Consider the following 23,653-nt stretch of genomic DNA (forward strand, 5'->3'; position numbering starts at 1 on the left):
GGGTTCGTCCGGCCGAGCCCTCCGCACGGGCGGCGACCAGCAGGCGCGGCCGCTGCGGCCGGGCGGCTGCCGCGAGGACCGGCACGGCCCGGTCACCGTCCCGACGGTGACCAAGCCGGACCACCCCGCGACCGCCCGGTCAGGGCAGGGCCGTGGCGGAGACGAAGCGCTCCACCTCCTGGGCGCGGCGATCCATCTGCGCGGTGATCCGGTCGGCCACCTGGGCGACGACGCCGGTCACCTCGGCGGGGTCGAGTTCCGCCTTCTCCAGCGTCGTGCGGATGAGCGTGCGGGCGCCGGTCAGTGCGGCGTGAGGGAGCCCCAGCCCGATGGCGACCGCGGCTCCCGCGACGCCGATCTTCCTGGACCACTTCGCGCCCGCCGTCGCGAACCGCAGCGCGTAGAAGCCGACGCTTCCCAGGCTCGCGTAGGCTTCGAGCACGCCCTGAGCGGCGCGCAGCGTCCGCCACTTGGGGCGGATCCGTGCGCCGATGGCGGTACCGATGACCCCGGGCAGGACGATGTCCAGGGTGAACTGGTCGTCCCGGATGTCGTACGAGCGGCAGATGCCCAGTGCCATGGGGGTCAGCTCGGCGTTGAGCCGTATCTGCAGGCGGGCCAGGACCTCGTCCATCCCGGTCAGCCGGTGGATGAGCGCGTCGATGTCCTGTTCGTCCTGGTCGTCAACGGGCCCCGCCTCGGCTTTTTCCAGCAGGCGGGTCAGCAGGATGCTCCTGGCCTGGTCGAACGCGTCGAGCAGGCCCGTACGAATCCTGTCCTCGAACTCCGGCCGGTCCTTGAGCGCCAGGATGTCGTGCCGGAACCGGGCCACGTTGACCCGGTGACGTCCGACGCCGGCAAGTCCTCGGGTCACGGCGAGGGACGGTGCCTCGTCATGCTCGACGGACGCGTTCGGGAACGCTTTCAGGCACAGTTCGCGTACCACGGACATGCGCGAACCGCCGCCGGTGAGCACGACCAGCTCGGGTTCCGCCGAGCCGAGCGCGTCGCGCACCCCTGTCAGGACGTCCGAGAAGCGCTCCGCCCAGCCACCAGGGGCACGGACCACACGCAGCGGGATGTCCACTCCTCTGAGCCAGCCGAAGGACGGGTTCATGAAGGGGACGAAGCGGGTGTCGCACCCAGCCTGGAGATGCTGGAGGCGCACATCGTCCCTCGTGAACTGCGCCTCCTTGGCCCAGCGACACAGCAGGCGCAACGTCTCCTCCGCGCCGTCCTGATCGAGAGCCTCCGTGAACGCCTTGTCTCCCGCGAACGCCTGCCGCACCATCCTGGCCAGTCTGTCGTCGATCACTCGGCAGCCCAGGTCGGAGCCCAGCGGAAGATTGCGCGGGATCAGGTCTTCGACGAACGTGAAGTCGGTCGTGGACGATCCGATGTCGACGACCAGTACCCGGTCGAGACCGCGTGTGTCGCGCTGTTCGCTCCTTCGGTCCCGGACGTGGACCAGGGCGGACTGAGACTCGGCTACGAGGCGTACGGGCAGATTCGTCGACGAGAGATGCCGGCGGTACGCCGCCACGGACACGGCGTCCCAGCCCGTGGGATGGCCCACGTACACCACGCAGTCCCTCCGGACCTCCGGGTGCTCGGAGAAGAACTCGGTGAGGAGGATCCGGGCGAACCGCACGGCGTCGGGGGGATTCAGGGTGTCCGGGTCGGGGCGGTTCTTGAAGTTGACGCTGAAGTGCAGGACGTTCCGCGTCAGTACGGCCGCCTCACCGATGAGGTGCCGGTAATCCCCCTGATCCAGGCGTTCGCGGCCCAGGGCCGTCAGGATCGCAGCGCCCTCGGTCCCCCTGTCGTACACGCGTGCTTCACCGCGACCACGGGTCTCCAGCCAGCACAGGGAGCTCTCCCCGTCACCGATGTCCAGGCCGACGGCGTACCGTACGTCGGGTTCCATGTCACTCTCCACGCGTCATCACCTCGTCAGGGGCCGCTCCGCCGCTCACCGTCAGTACTTCGGTCAGCAGCCTGATCACGGCGGGTGTCGGCGGCGGGGGGAAGTCGAAACCCGTGCGCCGCGAGGACACGGCGGCGATCAGCCGCCGTGCACCGGGGTTGTTCCTGGCGAGCTCCGCGTCCCCGCCGCCGAGTTCGGACTTGGCGAACTCGGCCTCGTCGAACCGCGCCCAGACGCCCGGATCGTTCTGCAGGGCGGTGAAGAAGTCCGGGTGCTTGATCTGGAAGGCGAGCAGCGTGCCCGCGTGCAGCAGCCGTTCGCGCCCCGGGGCGTCGCTGTGCTGGTGCAGGGTCAGGGCCGCGTGGTTCAGGCCGTTGACGAAGCGGCGCACCCGTCGCGGATTGGCCGCGAAAGCGACCTCGATGAGCTCCCACAGTTCCCGCGACCCCGTCAACGCGAGCGCGGTGACCCGGTCGTGCAGATTCCGGTGCAGAGCTTCGAAGGGAACTCCGGGCAGATGGAACGGGAAGTGGATCAGCTTCTCCAGATACTGTCGCCCGCGTACGCCGTCCGTGTGCTCGTTGTCGAAACGTTTGGCGGCCGCCTCGGCGACGATCTGGTGGTCCATGGCCAGGACGAAGACACAGGACCCATCTCCCAGGAAGAGCTTCAGGGAGTCGAGCACGGTGATCGCGGCGTCCGGGGTGCAGCGGTCCAGGTCGTCGATGAACAGGACGAGTCGGCCGCCGTCGGTGTATGTGTCGACGACGTCCCTGAAGTCCTGCTCGAAGCGGTTGACGTGCAGGTATGTGTCCATTCCGGGTGCGGTGAGAGCGGTCTGCACGGCATCGATGTCCTCGGGGGCCAGCAGTCCTGCCGTGAGAGGGCCGGCGGCTCGGCGGGCGAGCAGCCAGGCCGCCGCCCGGCTGAGTTTCCTGACGGTGTCCAGGGCTGGCGTCAGCCGGTCCCGCAGCGTCTCCTCGCCGGACTGCCGTCGCTTCTCAAGCTCATGGGCGATCTCAGCCAGCACGGTCTGGATGAGGGCGTGCCAGATCTCGTCCTTCTGGTCGTACTTCCACGGGTTAAACCAGACCGTCCTGACGTCGTGTGCCTTGAGCAATCCCTCGCACACCTTCATGAAACTCGACTTCCCCATTCCCCAGGGGCCGAAGACGCCGATGGTGAGTGGCAGGTCGTCGGCCGCGGATATCGCGTCGCAGAGGATTTTGGCGTGGGTGCCGAAACCGTATCGGTCTGCTTCCGGCCCGGCGATCGGATTGTCGGACAACATGGTGCCTCCTCGGTCGTTCCCGGTCGTTGCCGGGCAGCGGACGGTGGCTGCCGGGGCGGGCGTCATGAACGGTGGGCACCGGCCCGGGGCGGGGGCGTCCCAGGCCGGTGCCCTCAGGCCCACCGCAGCACGGCGTCCCCTGTCACTTGCCGATCGCTCGCCAGACGCCCCGGCCCACGAACCACGCCAGCTGGGCGGCCCCCGCGACGGTGCCGCTGGCATTCCCGAATGGACGGACGTCGTTGATCAGCTGGCCGGTGACCGTCGGCACGGGCGGCGGGGGCGGGGCCATCTGCCCCGTGTACAGGTTGTTCATCGCGATCCCCTTCTCTCTTTCCGGCCCGGGCGGGCTGGAGAAGGACAACTCTGGCGCGATGAGCCGACCGAGGGATATCGGTAAATTCCCTAGTATCCGCCGCAGCCGCCGTCGAGCGCCCACAATGGAGACAGGTGCTCGCGCGTCAGCACCGTCGACCGTCGCTTTTCCAGGGGGTTTCCATGACGCCTGGCCGTGAACAGCACGGGCTGCTGTCACGTGGTGAGGAGAAAGACCGGTTACTGCTGCTTCTCTCCGACGCGCGGCAAGGCCGCAGCGGGCTCCTCGTACTGCGCGGCGAACCCGGGATCGGCAAAACCGCGCTCCTGGAAGAGGCGGTGACCGAGGCCGTGACTGTGGGAATGCGGGTTCTCAGGGCGACGGGAATCGAGATGGAGGCGGAACTCGCCTTCGCCGGCCTCAGTGAACTCATCCGCCCCGTACAGGGTCTGGTGGGTGGCCTGCCGGAGGTTCAGGCGCGCGCTCTGCGTGTCGCCCTGTCACTGGAGGACGGGGAGGCGCCGGACCGGCTGATCCTGGGAGCCGCCGTGGTGACGCTGCTCACCGATGCCGCGGCGGCGGCACCCGTGCTGGTCGCGGTGGACGACGCGCACTGGATGGACGAGACGAGCGCCCAGGCGCTGCTCTTCGCCTTCCGGCGTATGCAGGCCGAGGGCGTTGCCGTGCTGGTCACCGCACGGGACGCCGAGCGGTGCGCCTTCACCGAGGCGAACGCGAACCTTCCGACGCTGAGACTCACCGGTCTGACGCCCGCTGACGCGGCCGCGCTGGTGAAGCGGTCCGTTCACGCGGCCGTCGACCCCGAGACGATCGGGAAGCTGTACCGGGAGACCGCCGGCAACCCACTGGCCCTGCTGGAGGCGGCGCCGGCTCTGCGTGCTTCCCGATGGGTCACACAGGAACCGGAGAGCCCCCTGCCGGTGGGCCCGCGACTCACTGCCGCCTACGCCTCCCGACTGGCGGCGCTGCCCGAACCGGGTCGCCGGGCGGTGACCGTCGCGGCGGCCGGCTTCACCGAGGAGGCCGACGTTCTCATCCGGGCACTCGACGCCCTCGCCCTCGACGCCGCGATCCTGCGGACACTCGAATCCGCGGGGATGGTCAGCTTGGCCGGGAACGCCTTCCGGTTCGCGCATCCGCTGTTGCGGGCGGCCGCCTACCACGGGGCGACTCCCCAGCTGCGGCGCGAAGCGCACCGCGTCCTGGCCGGCGCGCTCTCCGAACGCGACGGCCCAGTCGACCGTGACCAGCGCAGCTGGCATCTCGCCGCCGCAGCGGACGGCCCCGACGCGGCGGCGGCAACCGCTCTGACGGAGACCGCCGCCCGCGCCCGCGCCCGTGGCGCCCTACCGGCCGCGCTCCGCGCCTACGAGCGTGCCGCTGAACTCACGTCCTCGCCGACCGCTCAGGGGCGCTGCCTCCTGGCCGCCGCCGAGGTGGCCCAGCTCGTCGGCCGAGGGGACGAGGCGTTGAGACTGGCCGGGGCGGCGTCGGACGCCACGGATGATGTCGCCGTGTTCAACGGCGCGTTGGGACTGCGCAGTCAGGTCCTGCTCCTGCGCCGCCAACCGCGGGAGGTGCACGACGAACTGGCGGACGCGGCGGAGGGGCTGGACCCGGCCGCGGCCGTGCCTCTGCTGGTGGCCGCCACCGGAGCCGCGTGTATGGGCGGCGCCGTCCTCCAGGCCCGTGCGACGGCGGACCGGGCGTGCGCCGCGGCCGGACACCACCGGAACGGCGACCTCGGCCGCTCCGCGGTCGTCCTGCGGGCCCATACGATGATGCTCGCCGGCGAGCGCGGCGACGCCGCCGCGGTGCTCCGTTCCTGCGAGGGGTTCCTCACCGGGATGGATCCGCTCTCCATCGGCATCGAGGTGACGAGCTTCTCCGCCATGGACCTCATGTGGCTCGAGCGGTTTCCGGCGGCGCGAACCCTGCTGGAGCGGGCGGTTCGGCGCGCACGCAAGTTCGGCGCTTGCGAGCGGCTCGCCCCGTTTCTGACCGTTCTGGCCGAAACGCAGATGCGTACCGGTTACTGGGACGAGGCCTGCGCCCTGGCGAGTGAGGGAGACATGCTCGCCGAGGAGACCAAGCAGCCCGTACTCCAGGCATACGCCCTTTCCGTACTGGCCCGGATCGAGGCCGCCCGAGGGCAATCCGCGCAGTGCGTCGAGCACGCCCACCGATTTCGCGTGCTACTCGACGGCACGGGCGCGGAACTCGTCAGCCCTTACATCGAAGCCGCACTCGGCCTGCTCGAACTGGGTACCGGTAAAGCAGCTGAGGCCGCCGCACGCCTGACCGATCTGCAGCAGCGCGTGCTGCGATCAGGGCTGGCGGAACCCACAGTGCTACAGCACCAGCCCGACCTCGTGGAAGCGGCGCTCGCTGCCGGTGACCCCTCCGCCGCGCAGGCGGCTTCGGCCGAACTGCTGCGGCAGGTACGGCAAGCGCCCTCCGTGTGGGGACAGACGGTCAGTGAACGATGCCAGGGGTTGGTGCGGGCCGACGAGGATGCGCTGCGAAGGGCGACAGCGCACCACGAGCGCTTGCCGGACCCCTTCGCCAAGGCGCGCACCGATCTCGCGTACGGGCGACTGTTGCTCAGGACACGCAGGCGCGGTGCCGCCCGTCGCCCGCTCCTCGCCGCCCGGCAGGTGTTCGAGCGGCTCCGGGCCGCCCCGTGGACCACCGCCGCCGAGGAGGAGCTTCGAGCAGCCGGAGCCAGAACCCCCGCCCGCCACGGTCGTGCCACGGCCCCGCTCACCGAGCGCGAGACCCAGGTGGCAGTCCTCGTCAGCAAAGGCCACACCACTCCTGAAGTGGCCGCCGCGTTGTTCCTGTCGCCCAAGACGGTGGAGTACCACCTCAGCCGGATCTTCGCCAAACTCTCCGTTCGCTCCCGCACCGAACTCGCCGGCCGGCTCAGTACCTTCCCCCAGGGCGACTTCTCATGACACGTCGTCCGGTGCGCCGCCTGGACGAGCACCGGACCGTACGACGCCACACCCCGGGATCCGCCGTTTATTGGACACTCCCCCCTGGGCGGTACGAACGGAGGATCGATTTTGGCTCGCTGTCACGGCTTGTGCTGAACGGAAAGGCGCAGGTGCATGTGTGCTTGACAGTGTCAGGGGATGGGGTCGTCAGCCTGCTCGTGGACCGCGTCCGGTTTGACGATCTTTCGGACTTTCCACCTGCGTGATACACCGATCGACCAGATGGCCGCATAAACGATGGCGAACAGTGCAAGGAGGCTGGTGGTGTCGGGCATACCGATGGCGACCGCGAGGGGAGCCACGGTCAGGGACGACACGCCCTGGAAAGCGGAGGAAAGGCCGAAGACGAGCACCATGACCCGCCCGCGAATGTGGTCCGGAGTCGTCACCTGGAGACCGTTGACGGCGAGAATCGCACAGCCGCCGACACCGATGTGGCCGATCAGGGCTGCGGCCATGCCCGGGCCGAGGCTTGTGGCGTGGGCCAGGGCCAGGTATCCGAGGCCGAAGAGCGCCAGGGCGGCTCCGGCCACGTGCAACCGTCGGCGCACCGACCCGGCAATGAGCCGTCTGCCGAGGAAGGGGCCGAGGACAGCGCCGAGCCCTTGTGTCAGATACAGGACGCCTACGCCGGCATCACCGACGTGAAAACGGTCGAGAGCATAGACCGGCAGCAGGCCGACCATGCCGTAGCACAGACGCAGTCCTGCAGTCAGCCAGAGAAAGGCGGCCACCACCGGGGTGGTCCGTACAAAGGTCCAGAGTTCGGCGGTGTCGGCCAGTACCCGGATACGGCCGGTCGTCATTGCCTTGGAGAACGGGCGCTTGATCCTCGTGATGAGCAGCGCGGAGACGGCGAAGGACACACCGTCGATGAGGAGAGTGGCCGAGGTGCCCCATGCCGCGGTGACCACGCCTCCCAGCCCGGCTCCCACGAGCAGGCCCGCCGAGTAAAGGCTGCCGAGCAGGGTTGTAGGTCCGCAATCGGAATGTCCTGTTCCAGTGTGGTGACCTGCACTTCATCCGTCATCTCATTCGAGGGACAGGGCATTTCTGTCTCACGATCTTGTCCCTTGGCTTGGTGGCCCCTCAGGCGGACCAGCGCTGATCATCCCGAACCTGCTCCTCCACGGCCGCCCGCCGTCCGCCCGGAAGATCCGCGAGCGCATCGTGCCCCTCATACTCGCCAGTCGTGAGCCGGACGCGCTTGGCGGCTCCGCGAAGGCTCTTCCCATCGACCGCCAGGCCACGCAGCCGGCCCTCGGCTCGGTTGCGGCGGTCGGCGAGCCAGCGGCCCACCGCCAGGTCCAGTGCGTCGCCGTCGATCCGGGCCAGTAATCGCCGAACCGTCGTTTCCGCAGGCAGGGACCGTTTGGGGAACAGGGGGTCGAGTCGCACGCCGACGTGTTCCAGCACGTGGGGCGGAGCATCGGTGATCCACTCGCCGACCGCCGGCAGTGATGTCGCCCCCGCCGGCACCGCGCAGGCGGTCAGGGCAAGGACGACGACCAGAGCGTGGCGCACTCCGCGGGGATCGCGCGGATCGGGCACCTGAGCGAGGCGCTCCAGCTGCCCGGGCACTTCGTCCGGCGCGCCCTCGGGATGCTCGCGGAGTTGGTCAAGGGCAGGCGGGATCAGCGATGATGCTTCGGCAGGCACGGTCTTCCAGGCAGGTCACGGGGCGTCGAGAACTCCATGATCTTGGCGGCCGTGCCTGTCCCGCTCTCCGGGCCGATCAACCTGGCAGACAGTCATGAACTGGACGCTCAGCGACTACGCCGAAGCCCTGGATGGGCACACCCGAGCCACCGTCGGCCGGCCGGATTGCTACGGTGACAGGAGGAACTGACAGCTCGGCTGTCCCGCGCGGGGAACCACAATGGACGGGATACACAACATGCAGGAACTTTGGAGCCGATTTGAAGAGTGGCTTCGACGGAACGCGCCGGGCGATTATTCTACGCTCCGCCCAGGAGCCTCAGCCGTTGATATATCCAGGCTGGAGAGCGGAGTTGGTTTCCCGCTCCACGGTGAACTGAAGTCGCTTCTCTCGGAACACAATGGTGTCACACCGCGCAGGTCCAGCATGACGCCCGGTGCCTTTCTTCTCGGGTACAGCCTTCTGGATACCGAAGGAATCCTGGAATGGCATCAGAACCTTTCCGCCATGGCGCACGAAGCGGTCGAGGAGGGTTACGAGGAAGAAGTGGTCGGGCGCACCGCACACACCCAGTGGGTTCCCTTCGCTCAGTCCCTCACTGGTGATCTGCTGTTCGTCGATCACCGTACGGGCCACTACGGAGAAGTCGGCGAGATCTCGTTCGGCGATCCCGAGTACCTGCCGCTCTGGCCGTCCATGACTCTGATGCTGACTGACCTGTGCAACGCGGTGGAGGGATCGCTGCGGCTGCCGACCGCGCGTCGTCGCCCGTCGGTCCATGAAGGGCGCATGCTGGAGTGGGTCACGGGCTGACCCACGAAACGAAGCGTCCTGCCGGATCACCATGATCCGGCAGGACGCTTCGCTTTAAGTCCCGCTGTCAGGTGATGTTGCAGACCGACTTGATGTCGCAGTACTCGAACCCGGTCTGGACGAAGTACGCGTCATTGTCGAGCAGGCGCATCTCGGAGGTGAACCGCCCGAGGTCGCCACCGGCATCCGTGTTCTGCCTAGCCGGGACCGCGGCGCGGCCGCAGATCTCGTTCCATGTCGGATACGGGTAGTTGTTGTCGAGCTCTAGCATCCAGCTGCCGTCGGATTGCTTGTCCGCGTAGAACTGCGCGCAGTACTTGCCCGAGGACAGCGTCATCCCGCCGCTCTCACGGGATTTTGCGAACGGGTACTCGTCGCAGCTGGTGCCGTCCGCGTTCGGGTGTGGGTTCCACTCCGCGACCGCGAGCATGCACATCTTGTCCCGGTTTTCCTTTGCCTTCGTCTCATCCGCCAGGCGGTGCAGCGGCTTGTTGTGCTGCTCGCTACCAGGGTGGGAGGCCAGCTTCTCCATGAGCACCCAGTAGTACGCGGCAGCGGCCGGGTACTTCTTTGTATTCATCTGAAGCGTCGGGCTGTAGTTGGGGAACACGCATCCGGTGTTGCCGCCCACCTTGTTGTCGCAGCGGACATCGAAGGCCCTGTTGCTCCACTTCGGGACGGCCTGAACTCCGGCGCTGGGCGTGGACCAGGTGGTGTCCCAGGTGAAGTCCAGCTTCGATTCGCCTCCGGTGGTCTTGTTCCAGGTGTAGGTGTTGGTCCGGGTGGCGACGTGTGTGTCACCGGGGGTCCAGGTGGTGCTGCCGATCCAGGGGCCGGTGCTTTCGGTGCAGTCGCCGGTCGGCCAGCAGTCCTCCGCGAACGATGCGAGCGTGGTGGAGGTGAGCCCCGTCATGTTGACCAGAGACAGCTCGGTCCACGTGGTGAACTCGTTGGACTTGGGGCTGAGGTTGATCTCCTGGATGACCTTCATCGTCGCGTTCCCGACGGGGACGCCGTCGCGTGTCGCGGTCAGCGGAAGCAGGCCGCGCAGACATCCTTGCGTTCTGGTCTGCATGGCCGCGCCGTTGACGTTCGAGCACCATCCGACGGGGCCCGCAGCCGCCGCGGCGGCGCTCCTGAGCGTGTTCGAGGACTTGGCCTTCCCCTCGTCCAACGGGACGTAGGAGCCGCACCAGCTGATCCTGTCGCGACCGGTCGCGCACGTCTGCTCCCCCGGCTCAGCGGCCGCCGAAGCCTTCAGCGTGGCGCCCGCGAGGACTTCCTTGGCGTCCTGAGCGGCCACGAAGTCGACGTCGGGCGCGTTCGGGTCCGCCTCGGGGAAGGTGATGTCGTTCAGACCGTCGTAGTCCCCGGGCACGAACGCGACGGCGTCGAAGGCGATGTCCTTGGAGCCGTCGCCGCCGTTGAAGTTGTCCAGGCTGACCTCGGGGACGGTGTCGTTGAACTGGTAGGCGCCCAGGTCGACCCACTTGTTGGACTGGTTGGCGTCCTGGGAGATCGCCTTGACGGTGGTGCCGTGTCCGTGCTTGATGCGGTATTCGGCGTTGGAGGTCTGCGCCCCATGGTCGGGGATGTGCGCGTAGACCTTGGCCTGGCCGCTGTGCTCGGTGATCTTCTGGCCGAGTTTCCAGGTGCCGGTGACCTTCATCCGGTCGCCGGGTTCCGGGAAGGATTCGGGGGAGCGGGTGTGGGCGAACCAGAAGTGGTTGCCGTACCCCGCGCCGATCTGGTGGGTGTCGATCTTGCCGGGGTAGGTGGTGATCGTCTGCCCGGTGTCGGCGTCGATGATGTCGGAGGGCTGGTAGGTGAGGGTGAAGGTGCCGTTTGACTGCACGACCCCGCAGCCGCGTGAACCGGATCCTGCCGGGGTGGTGCCGTCGGGCACGTCGTCCACGATCAGCGCGTTCGAGGGCAGGCCGCTGCTGCAGCGCGGCGGGTAGGAGTTGGCGTCCGCCTGTTCCGGAAACGACGTGTTGAAGCGGTGCACCTGGTGGCCGCACTGGGCCGCAGTGTCGCAGTTCTTCCACTGGGCCGACTTGTCCCACCAGCAGTGCAGCCAGTGCGGGTTGGTATCGGAATTACCCGCATCGAGCTGGCAGGCACCCAGGCCGGGATCGTTGGAGTCGTTGTCGCCGATCTTGGACGGGACGCAGTCGTTGGACGCATCGCAGAACAGGTCGATCGGCGGCTTCACGGTGCTGCGGTACTCGTTGGTGTTCCACCAGGCAGCCAGGTACCCGGCCTTGAAGTCGCCGGGGGAGAACATCGCCGAGATCGGGCGAGCAGCCCAGCCGAGGACCTTCTCCTCATAGGGCCAGTCCTGCGGGTGCGCGGCATGGCTGTAGTCGTCCTTGGACGGGTCCGTGGCGTGTTGCAGGAAGGGAACACGGTTGGCTTTCCACAACGGGTTGGCCGGGTTGTTGGTCCAGCCCAGACCCTTGTGCCCGCTGGAGTCAGCCGTCTCGTAGAAGCCGGAGTTGTACGCCCACAGGGCGAAGAACCAGTTCTCGATCCATTGCGGGTGGCCGTTGTTGACCTTCATCCCGGCCCGGTAGGTCTGGTTCCACTTGTCGGAGAGGATCTGCACGCCGTAGGCGATGTTGGCGGTGTAGTCCAGCGCGACGGCTTCCTGAGTGAGCGGGGAGAGAGCCGTCTCACCGTCCTTCTCCTTGCCCGCCAGCCGCATGCCGTCCGTGGCCTGGGTAATGCCGTAACCGCAGTCGGCTTCGGAGAAGTTGATGCGCCATGGGTCGGCCTGAGTACCGTCGGATGTGTACTGGGTTCCGTAGTAGTTGCCGATGAGGCTGTTGGAAGTGACGCCGGGGACAGCAAACCGGGTGGCCTGCCACATGTTGGATTCCTGCGCGGTGACGCCGAGCATTACCTGCGAGGGTATGTGCCAGCGGTCGGTTTCGTCGGGGTCCTCGTTGTCCAGGGTGCCGTTGGGGTCGCCGGCCAGCACAATCGGCGGGAACAGGCCCTGAGGCTGGTAGCCGCTCATGCCGGTGCTCTTCCAGTTCGCCGCGCGGTAGAAGTTCAGCTCACCGACGACGGCCTGGTCCACGGCCCATTCCACCTGCCGCGGGGTCGGCTGGAACGCCTGCTTCTTGACATCGTTGCGGGCCACCGCGCAGTACCGTTCATCGGTACCCTCGCTCGGACCGGTCGCCGACGCCGTCAGAGCCTGGGTACGCATCGTCTGCGTGGACAGACCCTCGCTGTCACCGCTGACCGACGGTTCCGCGGACGACTCCTTCCCTGTCGGGATGCCCAGCGCCGGGGAGAGTCGCCTTCCGGCCTCGGCCCGCGTGGCGGAGAGCTGAGGTGTGGCGTCCAGCTCGGTGTGCTTGCCGGTGGCGACCACGTCCAGCATGATCCGCGCGTCCCGGACCTGCTTGGCCCCCTCGGGTGTGATCAAGCTGGTCTTGCCGTCCGACCAGGAAGTGGACACACCCGCGTGGCCGAGACTCGACATGCGGGCACCTTTGGCGAGATGCCCCGGATTCTTCACCGGTCCCGGCAGAGTCCCCTTGTTCTTGGCCTTACCTGTGAGGAACACCGTACCGTCAGGGGCGACAGACAGGTCCCAGTCGGTGAGCTTTCCTTCAGCCACCGTCTTCGGGGTAGTCTTCTTGCCCTTGACCTGCGTGACGTCCAGGTGCTTGGCCCAGGACTTCGCCTTGGTCGTCTTTGTGTCGGCTTCCCGGTCGATGAAGGTCACGCCGTCGCCGCTGTCAGCCGCGATCTGGAACGGCACGTGCTTCGTTGCGGCGAGGACGGTTTCCTTCCGCCCGTTGATGCGGACGAGTTTGTTGCCGTGGCCGGCCACGATGCCGTGCCGGGTCGGGACAGCCGAGGTGACCTGACCGGGGAAGGCGACCGGCCGGGACTGTTTGCCTGTGGCAGCGTCCACGGTGATCAGACGGGTCTTCTGTTCCTCGTCCCCGTCGTGGGTCAGCTGGGTGAACACCACATCGTCCCTGGTGCCGCAGCCCGGAGAGAAGTAGGCCATCGACGCGGTGAACGGCAGCTTGGTGACCTTGCCGCTACCCAGGTCGACGACGGCGGTGAACGCGCCGCGCACCATCAACTCGGGTTTGTTGGTGAACGTCCGGGGTGCGTAGGCGATGGCCGCGTACTTCCCGGACCCGGTCACGCACGCGTTGCCGATCCAGGAGTCCGCATCGAATCCTTCTTCGCGCAGGGTGGCTACGGTGGTGAACTTGTAGCCGTCCCTCTCCTTACCGGTCAGGACATGAAAGCCGGTGCCGTCGCCGGAAGTGGACAGGGCCACGTCCTTGGAAGAAGAGTAGTCCTTGCCCAGAACGGCGGCGCGTTCCTTCTTGCCGACCTCACGGGGCTTGCTCGTGGCTTTCGGCAGGCTCTTGCCGCCTTGAACGGCGTTGTCGGGAACCTTGGGTCCCTGAGCCTGCGCGGAGATGGACAGTGACGAGGCGAGAAGCGCAGTCGCTGCCGCTATCACCACCGCGCGCTGTCTCTGTTTTATACGCACAGTAAAAAGTGCTCCCTCTTCTAATCTCGGTCGACGACGGGAGTGAACTCATCGACATAGATTTTCGGAATCTGCGGAACCGGCCCCGTGTCCTTTGAGCCGATCACCGCGTCATCCCGTCCGGTTTTTCCCGGAGGGACATCCTGAAGCCAGAACCGGTTGTACGCGGTCCATCCCTCGCCGTCAGCGATGCTGACCTGGACCGAGTACGTCGCATTCCGCTCGTAGGTATTGGCCACCTCGATCTCGGTACGCACACCGCTGCTTTCCGGCGTGGCACGAACGACCAGGTCTCCGTATTCCAAGACACGCGTACGGCCTTCGGAGTGCACCGAAGCCACAGGCGATGGACGTGCTTGCGGACCGCTCTGCTCCGCGCTCGAAGTCGCCGACCGCTGCGGCGCGGGGGCGCTGTCAGCAGGCCCGCTGTCCGTACACCCGGCGGCCAGCACACAGGCCGCCATCAGACATAGTGCCCGGACAAGGCTCGGTCCGGGCACCACTGCACCAGCCGTCACTGAGCGGAAGCCGCCGTCTGCTCACGCGCGGCAGCGACTTCCTTGCCGTGCTGCTCCTTGATGCCGGTCAGCTGGCTCTTGTTGTCGGCGATCTGCTTTTCCTGGATCGCGGTCTCCACGCCAGACCAGATCTTCACCAGATCCGTCTGCTTTTTGCAGTCGATGTCGTCGACCGCCAGCACGATGGACTCCTGCGACGGCTTCCCATCGTTGGTGACACCCTGGTCCATCGCCTTGTACGGATCGGCAAGCCCCGTGTGCCCCTTGCCGTCCATACACGAAGACCACGCGGCGATGGCCTTGACGACCTTCTCGTCCTTCATCGACTGCACCAGGCTGTCCCCGGCGAGCTGCGCCACGATGGTCGGGTCGGCTTCCTGCACGCCGAGTTGATCCTTGGACCAGCCGATGCAGCCGCCCGTCCTCAACTTCTTTCCGTTGTACTCCGCCCGAGCGGGCTTTGTCTGACCGGGGCCGGTGACCGCGGATCCCGTCTTGAGTCCCTCCGGGGCCTGGGGCAGTTCGGGCTTGGTGTGGCCGGTCAGGACCTCGATCTCGACACCGGACAGGTCACGCATGGTCTGCTCGGTGTGTTCCTGCAGCTCCGGAGGGAGCCCGTAGCCGTACTTCTCGGCCTCGGCCCGGTCGGTGATGCCGTAACGGCGTTCGATGTTGGCATCGTTGTCACTGGGAGGCGGGTTGGCGCCTGCCCGCGGCAGCGTCAGGTCGATGCCGTAGTCCTTCATACAGGACTGCTGAAGTTCTTTGGCTGCCTGCTCGACCGTGACCTGGTCCTCGTAGGAGGCCATGTAGGTCTCCAGTGGAAGGGTCAGATCCTTGGTCAGGCCATTCGTGGGTGTCTTCTCGGGCCAGTTTTCCTTGTTCACAATCGGTTTGCCGTCAGCCACGCTCTCCGTGGTGTGCGCACTCGTGCCGGAGGAGCAAGCGCTGAGCAGGAGAGCTGAAGCGGTCAGGGCCACTGCGGTGGCGGTCCGCTTGATGTGCTTCACGGGGGTTCCTTCTCAGCCGAAGTGGGAAGAGGCGTTGTTGTTCTTCAGGGCGGAGATCAGGTTGGTGATGTTGCAGTCTCCGTAGGGTCCGTTCGCCGCAAAATACTGAGAGGTGCCGCCGAAGCCGGAGTTGTAGTACACGCGGTAGTTGTCGTCTCGGGCGCAATTCTCCACGGACGCCGCATTGTTCTTCGTGTACTGGCCGTTGCCATTGCCGCCGTTGCCGAAGACGTACCGGTAGGTCGTCAGTGACGATCCCTGGTACTGGCTCGTACCCCAGTGGTCGTCCACGTTGGCGTAGAACGACGTGAACGCCGACTTGTAGTAGCCATCCTGGATGGCAAGGTCCTTCGAGTTGTAGAAGAGCCGCAAATCACCGTACGAGCAGGTGATCCATGGAACATCGCAGTTGTCGGTGACGTTGTAGGTGGCCGCCTGGGCGGGTGTGGCGGTGGCCAGCACGGCCGCCACGGTAACGGCGAACGCGCCTGCGGCGGTCTTCGCGCGTAGCGAGATGAGCTTCAAAAATTTTCCCTCCCCCAGTCCGGTGTACCGAAGGGCCGCCGGAGATCCGATCAGGCGACTGGGCAGTCCAGTCGCCTGGCCCGCGCGCCCCGTGTTGGCCGGATTCTGAGAATTCGGTGTGGAGGTTGCAGGCCGTCGGGAGATTAACACGGCATGCTCATGACGGTCGATCATCTTTTGTGATCTTCGTTCGCGGAGGGGGAAGCCTGTCTTCCTGCTGCTCACGTGCCCGTCACCGAGCGCCTGTCGCGGCCCTCGTTCCGACGCCCGTGGGCGTCACAGGCGCCGAGTTGGTCGGCGTACGGCGAGGCAACAGCCAGGACTTTCTCACCGAAGTCGGTAAGCCGCATCCGATGCCCGTGCTGGCCGCGGATCAACAGCTGCCCCTGGACGTCTTGTTCCAGGTGCTGGAGCTGCGGGGTCAGCGTGGAGGGGCGGATGCTGACCGCGCGGCAGAACGCCGCCAGGGTGGGGTAGGTCACTGCCTGCAGGAACCGGTGCAACCGCCGTTGCCCGGCGTGGGTGCGCACCGCGGGTTGCAGGAGGGTGGGAAAGCAGTCCACATTCGGGGCGTCGTCCGTGCGCTGGGCCCGCGTCTCTTGCGTTGTTCGTGCGGCAGGCGAGGGCCGGGGCGCTGATTGCCGCCAGGTCTCGCGCGGCTGGTCCACGAGAGTGTGGGCCCAGTCCTCGGCGGCCCGTACAACGTCTTCGCCGAGAGGGGTGAATTCGAGTTGTCGGCCGCGGCCAGCGCGGGTCAGTAGGGAGCGCAGAGGTCGGTCTCCAGGCGCTGGAGCTGCTGGGTGAGGGTTCCGGGAGACATGCCGTGGGTGCGGCACGCCTCACCGAGAGTGAGGTAGCGGACAATCTGAAGGAAGACGCGGCAGTCGGCGGATGGCGTTGGTGTTGTTCAGGCTGGGCTGGATCACTGCGGATGCCGATGTGAAGTCGTACCGCGCACCCCGGGGTTGCCTGTTGTTGTGCACCGGTATCCCATGGTTGCGGTCTCGGGCTGCCACGACAGCTCCGCTCATGCCGGTCTCACGCCCGAAGTCGGTCAGGGTGCGGCCTCGTATGGTTTCAGGAACGAGAAGGTCGTGGAGAGCGCTGCTGTCGGGGCTTCTTCGCCGTGTTGCCACGCGTGGATGGCGGCGAGGATGCGGCGTCCTGGGTCGGTGAGCTGCATCGGCGTGGTGGGGGTGGCGCGTTCGATGAGGTGGAGGCCGAGGTCGGCTTCAACATGGCGGATGGCAGCTCGGAGGGTTGCGTCAACGATGTCGAGGGCTTGGGCGGCTTTGGCGAGACTGCCGTAGGGGGCTGCGGCGGCGAAGAGTTCGAGGCGGGTTCGGCCCAGTCTGCCGGTGAGTGCGGGCCGCAGAGGTGGCGGGATGTGTTGGAGTTCGATGTCGGGGTGGAGAACGCGTTGGTGGCTGCGTCCACCACGTGTGCGGGTTTGTATGCCGGCTTCCTTGATTCGCTTGAGCAGTGTGGATGCGCCGATGCCTTGCTCGGCCGCGAGATCGGTGGCGGAGCGTTGATGGACGATGTACTGCTCTTGCAGCCATTCCCGGTCGATGTGGACAGTTCGATTGTGTCCGGGTTCGCGTGGGCGACGTAGGGGGATGCCGTATTCGTCGGCGAGGTTGGCGATCACACGTGCACTGACCCCGATCTGGTCGCCGATCTGTTGGAGTGTGCGCTGCTGCTCGGTGTAGTGGCGGGTGAGGTCGTCGGTTGGCAGTGCCTCGCGTGCGTAACGCAGGGCCGCGTTGGGTCGCCAGCCGTGAGCTGCGCGCTGGGTGGTGGGAGCGGGGTGGAGGGCCAGGAGGTAGCGGATCGCTTCGGGCGTGGTGTCGAGTTTCTGCGCGGCCGCGGTGGGTGACTGGGAATGGCCGCGGATGAGCTGGTGCAGTCGGGCGAGGTCGACGGTGTGGGGGTCGCATCCGGGCAGGTCGAGTCCGTCGAGCAGGGTTGTGGGTGGCTGCCAGGTGAGTGGTTCGTGGGCGAGGTGGTGGCGGTCCAGGAAGGCGCGGGCCACGTCGTCGAGGGCTTCGGTCAGGGCGGGGGTGTGCCAGACGGGGAAGTTGACCTTGTGGTCGCGCACGGTTCGAGGTGTCGTGTTGGGGGTGGGTTGTGTGCTGAGGCGTTCGACGAGCACCGCGCGTACGATGCCGGCTCTGCGCTGCTTGCCTGCCGAGATGCCCACGGTGCGGCAGATGCTGTGCCACTGCTCGTCGGGCAGCAGTTGGTGGTAGTCCAGGTGTCGGCGCCGGTGGTAGTCGATCGGGATGTCGGTGTTGTCGAGGTAGTCGCTGACGCGGGTGAGTGCTTCTTGGACGGCATCCCAGTGGCCTGACTTCTCCAGTACGCGCAGCATGCGGGACATGTGGCTGGAGTTGAGGTGAGAGCCGAGGCTGGTGAAGGCTGCCTTCTTGTCTATTTGGCTGCCGACGATCAAGAGCATCGCGGACAGGGCCTGACGCATGATCGTGTCGAACGCGCCTTGCGCGGGGGCTGTCCGTAGCCACCAGCCCGGCCAGGCGAGAGTGGGGATCTTGCGGGCGCGTTGGGTCGCCGAGCCCGCGTCGGCGGGTGGCTTTCGGGGGCCGAAGTGACGGCTCGATGGCGCAACTGCTCGCTCAGCGGCCGGCGGTGCAGGGCAGCGGCAAGGTGCACGGACTTGAGAAGAGGGCTGATGTCGGCGCCCCACGTGCTCACGGTCAGGGCCGCCTGGGGCGACACCCGCGAGACGGCTTCCACCAGGGTCCTCATGCGCTGGCCGGCTTCAGCGAAGGCGGGCTGGTTGAGGATGTTCAGTGCAACAAGAACGGCTGCGGCTGTGGATGGCGCCCCCGGTGGTGCCGATGCGCCGGGGCGGTCGGGGAAGCGCGAGGTGCGTTCCTGGGTGGGTATGCGGGTGACGATCTCGGCGGGCATGTCGCGGGTGAGGCAGGTGTCGGACATCAGATCCGCTGGCCGGGAGGCGACCATGAGGAAGCGGGCGGCCAGCGCGCGGATGTCAGCGAGGGCGACCCGGGCCGGCTGGGGGTCGGCCGCGTAGATCCCGAAGTCGGCCCTGCCGGTGTCGATGCAGGTGGCAAGCAGGTGCTGAGCCTGGATCACCGGAGATTCGGCCGGGAACGGGAGGCTGGGGGCCGAGGTCAGGTCGTGGTGGCAGCGGGGGTGCTTGTCGCTGCCCCGCGTCGTGTTCGCGCACCGGCCGGGGATCGGGATGCCGTAGCCGCTGTGCGGGCGCATGCGTTGCGGGCGCAGGCAGCCCGGGCAGTCGTCGGCCAGCAGCCGGTTGTGCACCAGGCAGGCGAACGACCAGCCCAGCCGCCACGACACCTGCCAGCGTCCGCCGCTCTCGGCCAGGCAGACGGGACAGTAGCGCGAGCCCCTCGCGCGGCCCCAGAGCAGCCGCTGGTCGACACGCCTGCTGTGCGGGTTGAGCACCAGGGCGCGCTGGTCGTAGGGGCGCAGCGTCATCCGGTGCACCTGCCCGGCCGTGATGCCGGTGGCCGACGCGATCGACTCCAGCTCCAGGTCAGTGGGCATCCCCGACCAGTCCCACCGGGCCGGTGACAGCCCCTCGTGGCGCGGAAGAAAGCCCAGGGCGGGCAGGAGGTCATTGAGGTAGGTGTCCGTGCGGTGTGCGATCGCCTCGACCCAGGAGTCCAATGCTTCTCCCGACACCGGTGCCACGCGGATCGGTAGCGTACGGACGAAGCTCACGCCACGCGCTTCGCAGTGCGCGAGCGGCGAGAGTTGGGCTTGGTCGTCATGCGACCGCGTTCGAACTTCTTCGCCAGCGCCTTGCGCGCCCGCTCCGCCGCCGCGTCGAGCTTCACCTGGTCGAGGAGTTCCTCGTCCAGGAGCTCGGCGCCGGTGCGGGCAGCACGCTGGCATCCACGGTTGATCAGCGTCATCAACGAGCCGATGTGCCCGGTGGTGCGGATGTAGAGGTAGTCGGACAGGCCGTCGGCGAGCATGCCGGGGAACTTCCGGCACAGCACGATCCGCTTTTCCAGGGCGAGCAGCATGCTGCGCCACTCACGGCGGTGCTTGTCGTTGGTGACGACGAACGGCTCCATCGTCAGCGGGGTGGTGCGGCGCGCGGTCTGGGCGAGGGTGATGTTGCCGCGGGAGTTGGCCTCGGAGTACAGGCCGCGGTTGCCCAGCTCGACACCGATGAAGATGATCGTGACGGGGAACTCGTTCGCGATGTACTTGAAGTGGTTGCTGACCTCGGTCCCGTTGCGGTCATGCCACTTCAGGAAGTGCATGTCGTCAATAACCAAGACGCGCGTTTCACATTCCAACACGCAGTCCAGGGCGCGCTGAGCGAAGAGCGTGGCGGTGCCGCTCTTGCGGCCGGGGTGCGCGTAATACTCCAGCAGCGACCGGTTGAAGTCCTTCATGCCGATGTTGCTGGTCAGGCCGACCCGGCAGACCGGCCACCGCTCGTGTCCGGAGGCGGTGAACGCACCCTCCCGCTCGATCACCCGCCGGTGATACTTCAGCACGAAGTCCAGGACCGCGGTGGTCTTGCCGAGCCCGGGGAAGGCGTCCACCGCCACGGCGCCCTTGGCCTTGTCACCGTCCTGCTGATTGCTATCGACGATGTCCCGCAAGTCCTCGTGCAGTGCCTTGAGTTGCGGCGTACCGATCGGACCCAGGTTGGCGTGCCAGACGCTCCGGGCCTGCTCGTACTTCAGCAACGCCGCCTCGCCCAGGAGCGCCTTCTGTTTCAGGGTGAGCAGTTCCGGCGGCTGCCGCTTCGGCGCCTCGGCAAGAGCCCGTAGGCCCTCCTTCCGGGAGAGCGTGAGGTTGTCCAGCGGCGGGTTCTCGGGGTGGGGCGGCATCATGCGTCCTCCAGGGCATCGTCGTAGAAGTCCCCGTCGTCATCGGGGCCGTCGAGTTCGTCGTCCTCGTCGTCGTAGCTGGGCACCGGGCCCTCATACGGCTCGGCCTCGCCCACCTGGGGCTCCTCCGCGTCTTCGTCTTCGTCTTCGTCGTCGCCGGTGGCGGCGGCCAGGATCCGGGCGACGGACGGCAGCGCGCGTACGTCGTCCCACACGGTCTCCGGCAGGTCGAAGGCGGACTGTTCACGGGCCTGGCGCAGGGCAAGCCGCCGCTCCGGCAACGTCAGCCCCAGTCCCAAGTGCCACCGTTCCAGGAGCTCGGCTACCGCGGTCTCGTCGTCGGGGAAGGGCGACTTCTCGCCCGCCATCTTCCGGGCGAGTTCGATGGCTCCCTCGCTGATCGGGAACTTCAACGCCGGCGCGTGCTCCCACTCAAGGGCGTGCCAGCGGCGGGTGTCCGGGCGCCGGAAGTAGATGTAGTTGATGTTGTCCGGGTCGACCTGGATGGGCCACATGCCCTTGGCCTTCACCCCGGTGTACTCGCTGCTCTCGCCCCGGTAGCCGTCCAGCCCGGGGCCGTTGTAGCGGCACTTGCGGATCTCGACACCGTAGTGGTGCAGCGGCTTCCACTCGGTCTTGAGGAACTCGAAGCCGAGCGCGGGGTCGCGTGGCACCTCGACGTACCCGGCGCGGGCAATCCCGTGCTCGAACATCATCGCCGGCGACAGCCGCTGGCCCGGCACGTTCGCGTCGAGGAGCCCCCTACGCGGCCGGTGGTGATACGTGCAGGCCACCCACTCACGGATGATCGCCTCCAACTCGTGGAGGAAGAAGAACGCCGCGTCCTCCGGCCGCTCGCCCCGCGAGAACACATCCGGCCCCTTGTACCCGGGCAGCGACTCCAGCAGCCCCTCGCGCAGGGTCTTGAAGAATCGCTCAAGCGGACCTTTGTCGCGGCCCGTTCGCAGGCGAGCCGGCTGGATCGACAGACCAAGACGCTGGCACACCGAGGTGATGTGCTCGCTGATGTACGGCTTGCCGTGGTCGACCACGATGGTCTCGGGAACCAGCGCCGGGCCCGCGACTCCTTTCGCCTCGCCGTCCTCCGGGTCTTCCTTGGCGTCCTTCTCGAGCGCCTTGCGCTCGACGAAGACGGTGCGGGGGATGCCGTGATCGGGCCAGACCGCCCACGATGGCCAACCCTTGCCTGGCGGCCGTGGACGATAGGTCTGAAACAGCACCGCCGCGACGTCGATGGACTGCGTGGATACCGGCGTCACCCGGATCCCCGTGACGCACCGGTCGTACCAGTCCATCGCGACGGTCAGCTCGGCCTGCACCCACTTCAGCGTGATCGGGTCCATCGCGAAGACGTCCAGGCGCGTCGTGTCCATCAGCAGGTACTCGCCCGGCCTGGTCGGTCGCAGCTTTCCGTACGCGCCCGGCGGCCGGGAGGCGATGTCCCGGTTGCGTTTCGTGCTGAGGCGGAACGTCGGCAGCCGCCGCTCCAGCTCCTCCAGCCACCGGTACGCGGTCGCCCGGGTCGGCAGCTTCACCTCGCCCTTGCCGTAGCGGGCTTCCAGTCGCGGGCCGACGGCGCGGATCACCTTCGCGCGGGTCGGTTTTGACTCCGACTCCTGCCCGTGCTCGGCCATGATCTCCAGGGCCATCTCCACCCACCGCTCATCGGCCCGGCCGAGCCTGCCCATGTCCCCGCTCCCGCGATCCGGGCCGCCGTGCACCAGCCCGGCCTCGCGGTCAAGCAGGAAGGCGCGCACCCATCGCTTGATGGTCCGCACGCTCACGCCCACCTCGGTGGCCTTCGTTTCGTAGCGCTGCAGCTTGGGCACCGTGGCCGCGTACTGGGGCCGCGGCTCGCCCGGCTCCGGCGCCTCCTCACTGCCCGAACGAAAGCCGGTCAGAACCTCGTTGACATGGGCCGCCCGTTCCCTGACCTCGGCCAGCTCCTCCTCGCTGAGCAGAGCGAACAGCACCGAGGCCCTCTCGCCGTCATCGTCGGCCTCCGGCCCCGGCCCGGTCGCGATGACCGTGGCCCGGCCCGAGGAGAGCGCCACTCTCAAGGACAGCCGGAACCTGCGGTCGGCCCCATCGCGGACCAGGAGCTCGTTGCCCGCGGCCGAGCCGAACATCTCTTCCACCACGACGACTTCGCCGTCGTACTTCAGCCTCGTGCCCACCCCGACACGTACCGCGGCTCCGTTCACATGTCCTCCCGAACGAGATCCCCGTATTCGATAGGCCGGTTCGTCGTCACCGTCGTCGAGCTCGGACTCGTCGATGGGATGAGGAAGGTCGCGTCGACCGGAGCCGACCACCGTGGCCGGCCCCTGGCCCAGGACGTGCCGCTGGGACAAGACCTCCGTCAGGTCGGTCACGAAGTGCTGGCTCCACAACAGCCGCAGCACGGCGGCCCGTACCTTCCAGGCGGGGTGTAGAGGGAAGGCGTGAAACGCCTCGCCCAGGGTCGCCCCGTGCAGATCCGCCTGCCGTATCTCCACGATCAGGTCTTCGTCGAAGAGCCAGTCGCGCCGATAGCCCGCGAGGAAGCGCAGGTTGGCCAACTCGCCCTCGGGCGGCTCGGACCACACTTCGAAGTCCCAGCCGTGCGACAGGACGACCTCGCGGGCCCAGTCGAGCGCGAAATTCACCTTCGGCCGGGTGAGCAGGTGCCGCGGCTTGACGTCCACGACCAGTGGAACGTCCTGCTCGCGCAGCACGAGGTAGTCCGGGACGTGGCGACGCTTCCGCCCGTCCACGGTGGTGGTGAGGAGGAACGGCTGGGCGAAGACGGCCGTCACGTTCTGGTCGAAGTCGGCGTAGAGCAGGCGTGTCAGCTCAAGGCGGGACTCGTAGACGACGTGGTCCCGCATGTGTGGAAGACCAGTGCGTGCCGGAGTAGTGCTTCTGCCCGTTGCGCCAGCGGAACGTACGCCACGGGATGGAGGGCTCGAAGACATCGACTCCCGACGTCGACCAGATCAGGTTCTCGTCGATCTTTCCGTTCGTACGACGGAGACTCATCGAGACTTCGTCGATCACCCGCGACATGCCCCGCCTCCGAGCAGCCAGAGCGGGGCGCAGAGCTCCCGGACTCGACCAGCTGCGACGTCTCTACGATCGAGCTGAAGGGGACCGCTGCATAGAACAGGACCGGGA

Annotated in this window: 16 protein-coding genes and 1 pseudogene; 2 read left to right on the plus strand and 15 right to left on the minus strand. The window is 67.4% G+C overall.

Going from position 1 to position 23,653, the window contains the following annotated elements; genetic code table 11:
* Nucleotides 1–139: 139 nt before the first annotated feature.
* The 3 genes from QFZ75_RS35025 to QFZ75_RS35035 form a co-directional block, all read right to left on the minus strand.
* On the minus strand, nt 140–1,927 hold the full coding sequence (locus tag QFZ75_RS35025; RefSeq protein WP_307543414.1) for an Hsp70 family protein: 1,788 nt from the start codon (nt 1,925–1,927) through the stop codon (nt 140–142).
* A 1-nt stretch (nt 1,928) separates the two neighbouring features.
* Entirely contained in the window at nt 1,929–3,218 is a 1,290-nt protein-coding gene (locus QFZ75_RS35030) for a P-loop NTPase fold protein (RefSeq protein WP_307543416.1), read from the minus strand.
* 142 nt (nt 3,219–3,360) lie between these two features.
* On the minus strand, nt 3,361–3,534 hold the full coding sequence (locus tag QFZ75_RS35035) for a hypothetical protein (protein ID WP_307543418.1): 174 nt from the start codon (nt 3,532–3,534) through the stop codon (nt 3,361–3,363).
* A 182-nt stretch (nt 3,535–3,716) separates the two neighbouring features.
* Here QFZ75_RS35035 and QFZ75_RS35040 point away from each other — a divergent pair, with 182 nt between their 5' ends.
* Nucleotides 3,717–6,512: an AAA family ATPase gene (locus tag QFZ75_RS35040; RefSeq protein ID WP_307543420.1), complete on the plus strand. Its 2,796-nt coding sequence runs from the start codon at nt 3,717–3,719 to the stop codon at nt 6,510–6,512.
* A 173-nt stretch (nt 6,513–6,685) separates the two neighbouring features.
* Here the strand turns inward: QFZ75_RS35040 and QFZ75_RS35045 are convergent, their stop codons facing one another.
* The gene (locus tag QFZ75_RS35045) at nt 6,686–7,522 is read right to left on the minus strand and encodes an MFS transporter (protein WP_307544996.1); all 837 of its coding nucleotides are present in this window, start codon (nt 7,520–7,522) and stop codon (nt 6,686–6,688) included.
* Nucleotides 7,523–7,643: 121 nt separating this feature from the next.
* The gene (locus QFZ75_RS35050; protein WP_307543422.1) at nt 7,644–8,213 is read right to left on the minus strand and encodes a transposase family protein; all 570 of its coding nucleotides are present in this window, start codon (nt 8,211–8,213) and stop codon (nt 7,644–7,646) included.
* 238 nt (nt 8,214–8,451) lie between these two features.
* Between QFZ75_RS35050 and QFZ75_RS35055 the strand changes: the two genes are divergently transcribed.
* Nucleotides 8,452–9,027, plus strand: coding sequence for an SMI1/KNR4 family protein (locus QFZ75_RS35055; RefSeq protein WP_307544998.1), 576 nt, complete (start codon nt 8,452–8,454; stop codon nt 9,025–9,027).
* Between the two features lie 67 nt (nt 9,028–9,094).
* Here the strand turns inward: QFZ75_RS35055 and QFZ75_RS35060 are convergent, their stop codons facing one another.
* The 10 genes and pseudogenes from QFZ75_RS35060 to QFZ75_RS35100 form a co-directional block, all read right to left on the minus strand.
* Nucleotides 9,095–13,561: a hypothetical protein gene (locus QFZ75_RS35060; protein WP_307543423.1), complete on the minus strand. Its 4,467-nt coding sequence runs from the start codon at nt 13,559–13,561 to the stop codon at nt 9,095–9,097.
* A 20-nt stretch (nt 13,562–13,581) separates the two neighbouring features.
* On the minus strand, nt 13,582–13,866 hold the full coding sequence (locus tag QFZ75_RS35065; protein ID WP_307543425.1) for a hypothetical protein: 285 nt from the start codon (nt 13,864–13,866) through the stop codon (nt 13,582–13,584).
* Between the two features lie 209 nt (nt 13,867–14,075).
* The gene (locus QFZ75_RS35070) at nt 14,076–15,089 is read right to left on the minus strand and encodes a hypothetical protein (RefSeq protein ID WP_307543427.1); all 1,014 of its coding nucleotides are present in this window, start codon (nt 15,087–15,089) and stop codon (nt 14,076–14,078) included.
* A 12-nt stretch (nt 15,090–15,101) separates the two neighbouring features.
* The gene (locus tag QFZ75_RS35075; RefSeq protein WP_307543429.1) at nt 15,102–15,788 is read right to left on the minus strand and encodes a hypothetical protein; all 687 of its coding nucleotides are present in this window, start codon (nt 15,786–15,788) and stop codon (nt 15,102–15,104) included.
* A gap of 47 nt (nt 15,789–15,835) precedes the next feature.
* Nucleotides 15,836–16,096, minus strand: a complete 261-nt coding sequence (locus tag QFZ75_RS41260) for a LysR family transcriptional regulator (protein ID WP_373465986.1) — start codon at nt 16,094–16,096, stop codon at nt 15,836–15,838.
* Nucleotides 16,097–16,368: 272 nt separating this feature from the next.
* A pseudogene (locus QFZ75_RS41265) lies at nt 16,369–16,488 on the minus strand (LysR family transcriptional regulator); the annotation flags it as partial.
* A gap of 180 nt (nt 16,489–16,668) precedes the next feature.
* The gene (locus tag QFZ75_RS35085) at nt 16,669–18,096 is read right to left on the minus strand and encodes a LysR family transcriptional regulator (protein ID WP_307543431.1); all 1,428 of its coding nucleotides are present in this window, start codon (nt 18,094–18,096) and stop codon (nt 16,669–16,671) included.
* Complete coding sequence (locus QFZ75_RS35090) at nt 18,066–19,346, minus strand: TniQ family protein (protein WP_307543432.1); 1,281 nt, start codon at nt 19,344–19,346, stop codon at nt 18,066–18,068. The genes QFZ75_RS35085 and QFZ75_RS35090 overlap by 31 nt, the downstream gene beginning before the upstream one ends.
* Nucleotides 19,343–20,479 carry an AAA family ATPase gene (locus QFZ75_RS35095; RefSeq protein WP_307543434.1) on the minus strand — a complete coding sequence of 379 codons (1,137 nt, stop codon included), beginning with the start codon at nt 20,477–20,479 and terminating at the stop codon, nt 19,343–19,345. The genes QFZ75_RS35090 and QFZ75_RS35095 overlap by 4 nt, the downstream gene beginning before the upstream one ends.
* A complete protein-coding gene (locus QFZ75_RS35100) occupies nt 20,476–23,367 on the minus strand; it encodes a TnsA-like heteromeric transposase endonuclease subunit (RefSeq protein ID WP_307543436.1) in 2,892 nt (963 codons plus the stop codon). The genes QFZ75_RS35095 and QFZ75_RS35100 overlap by 4 nt, the downstream gene beginning before the upstream one ends.
* Nucleotides 23,368–23,653 lie beyond the last annotated feature (286 nt).

Origin of the sequence: Streptomyces sp. V3I8 (assembly GCF_030817535.1) — a bacterium.
GTDB lineage: Bacteria > Actinomycetota > Actinomycetes > Streptomycetales > Streptomycetaceae > Streptomyces.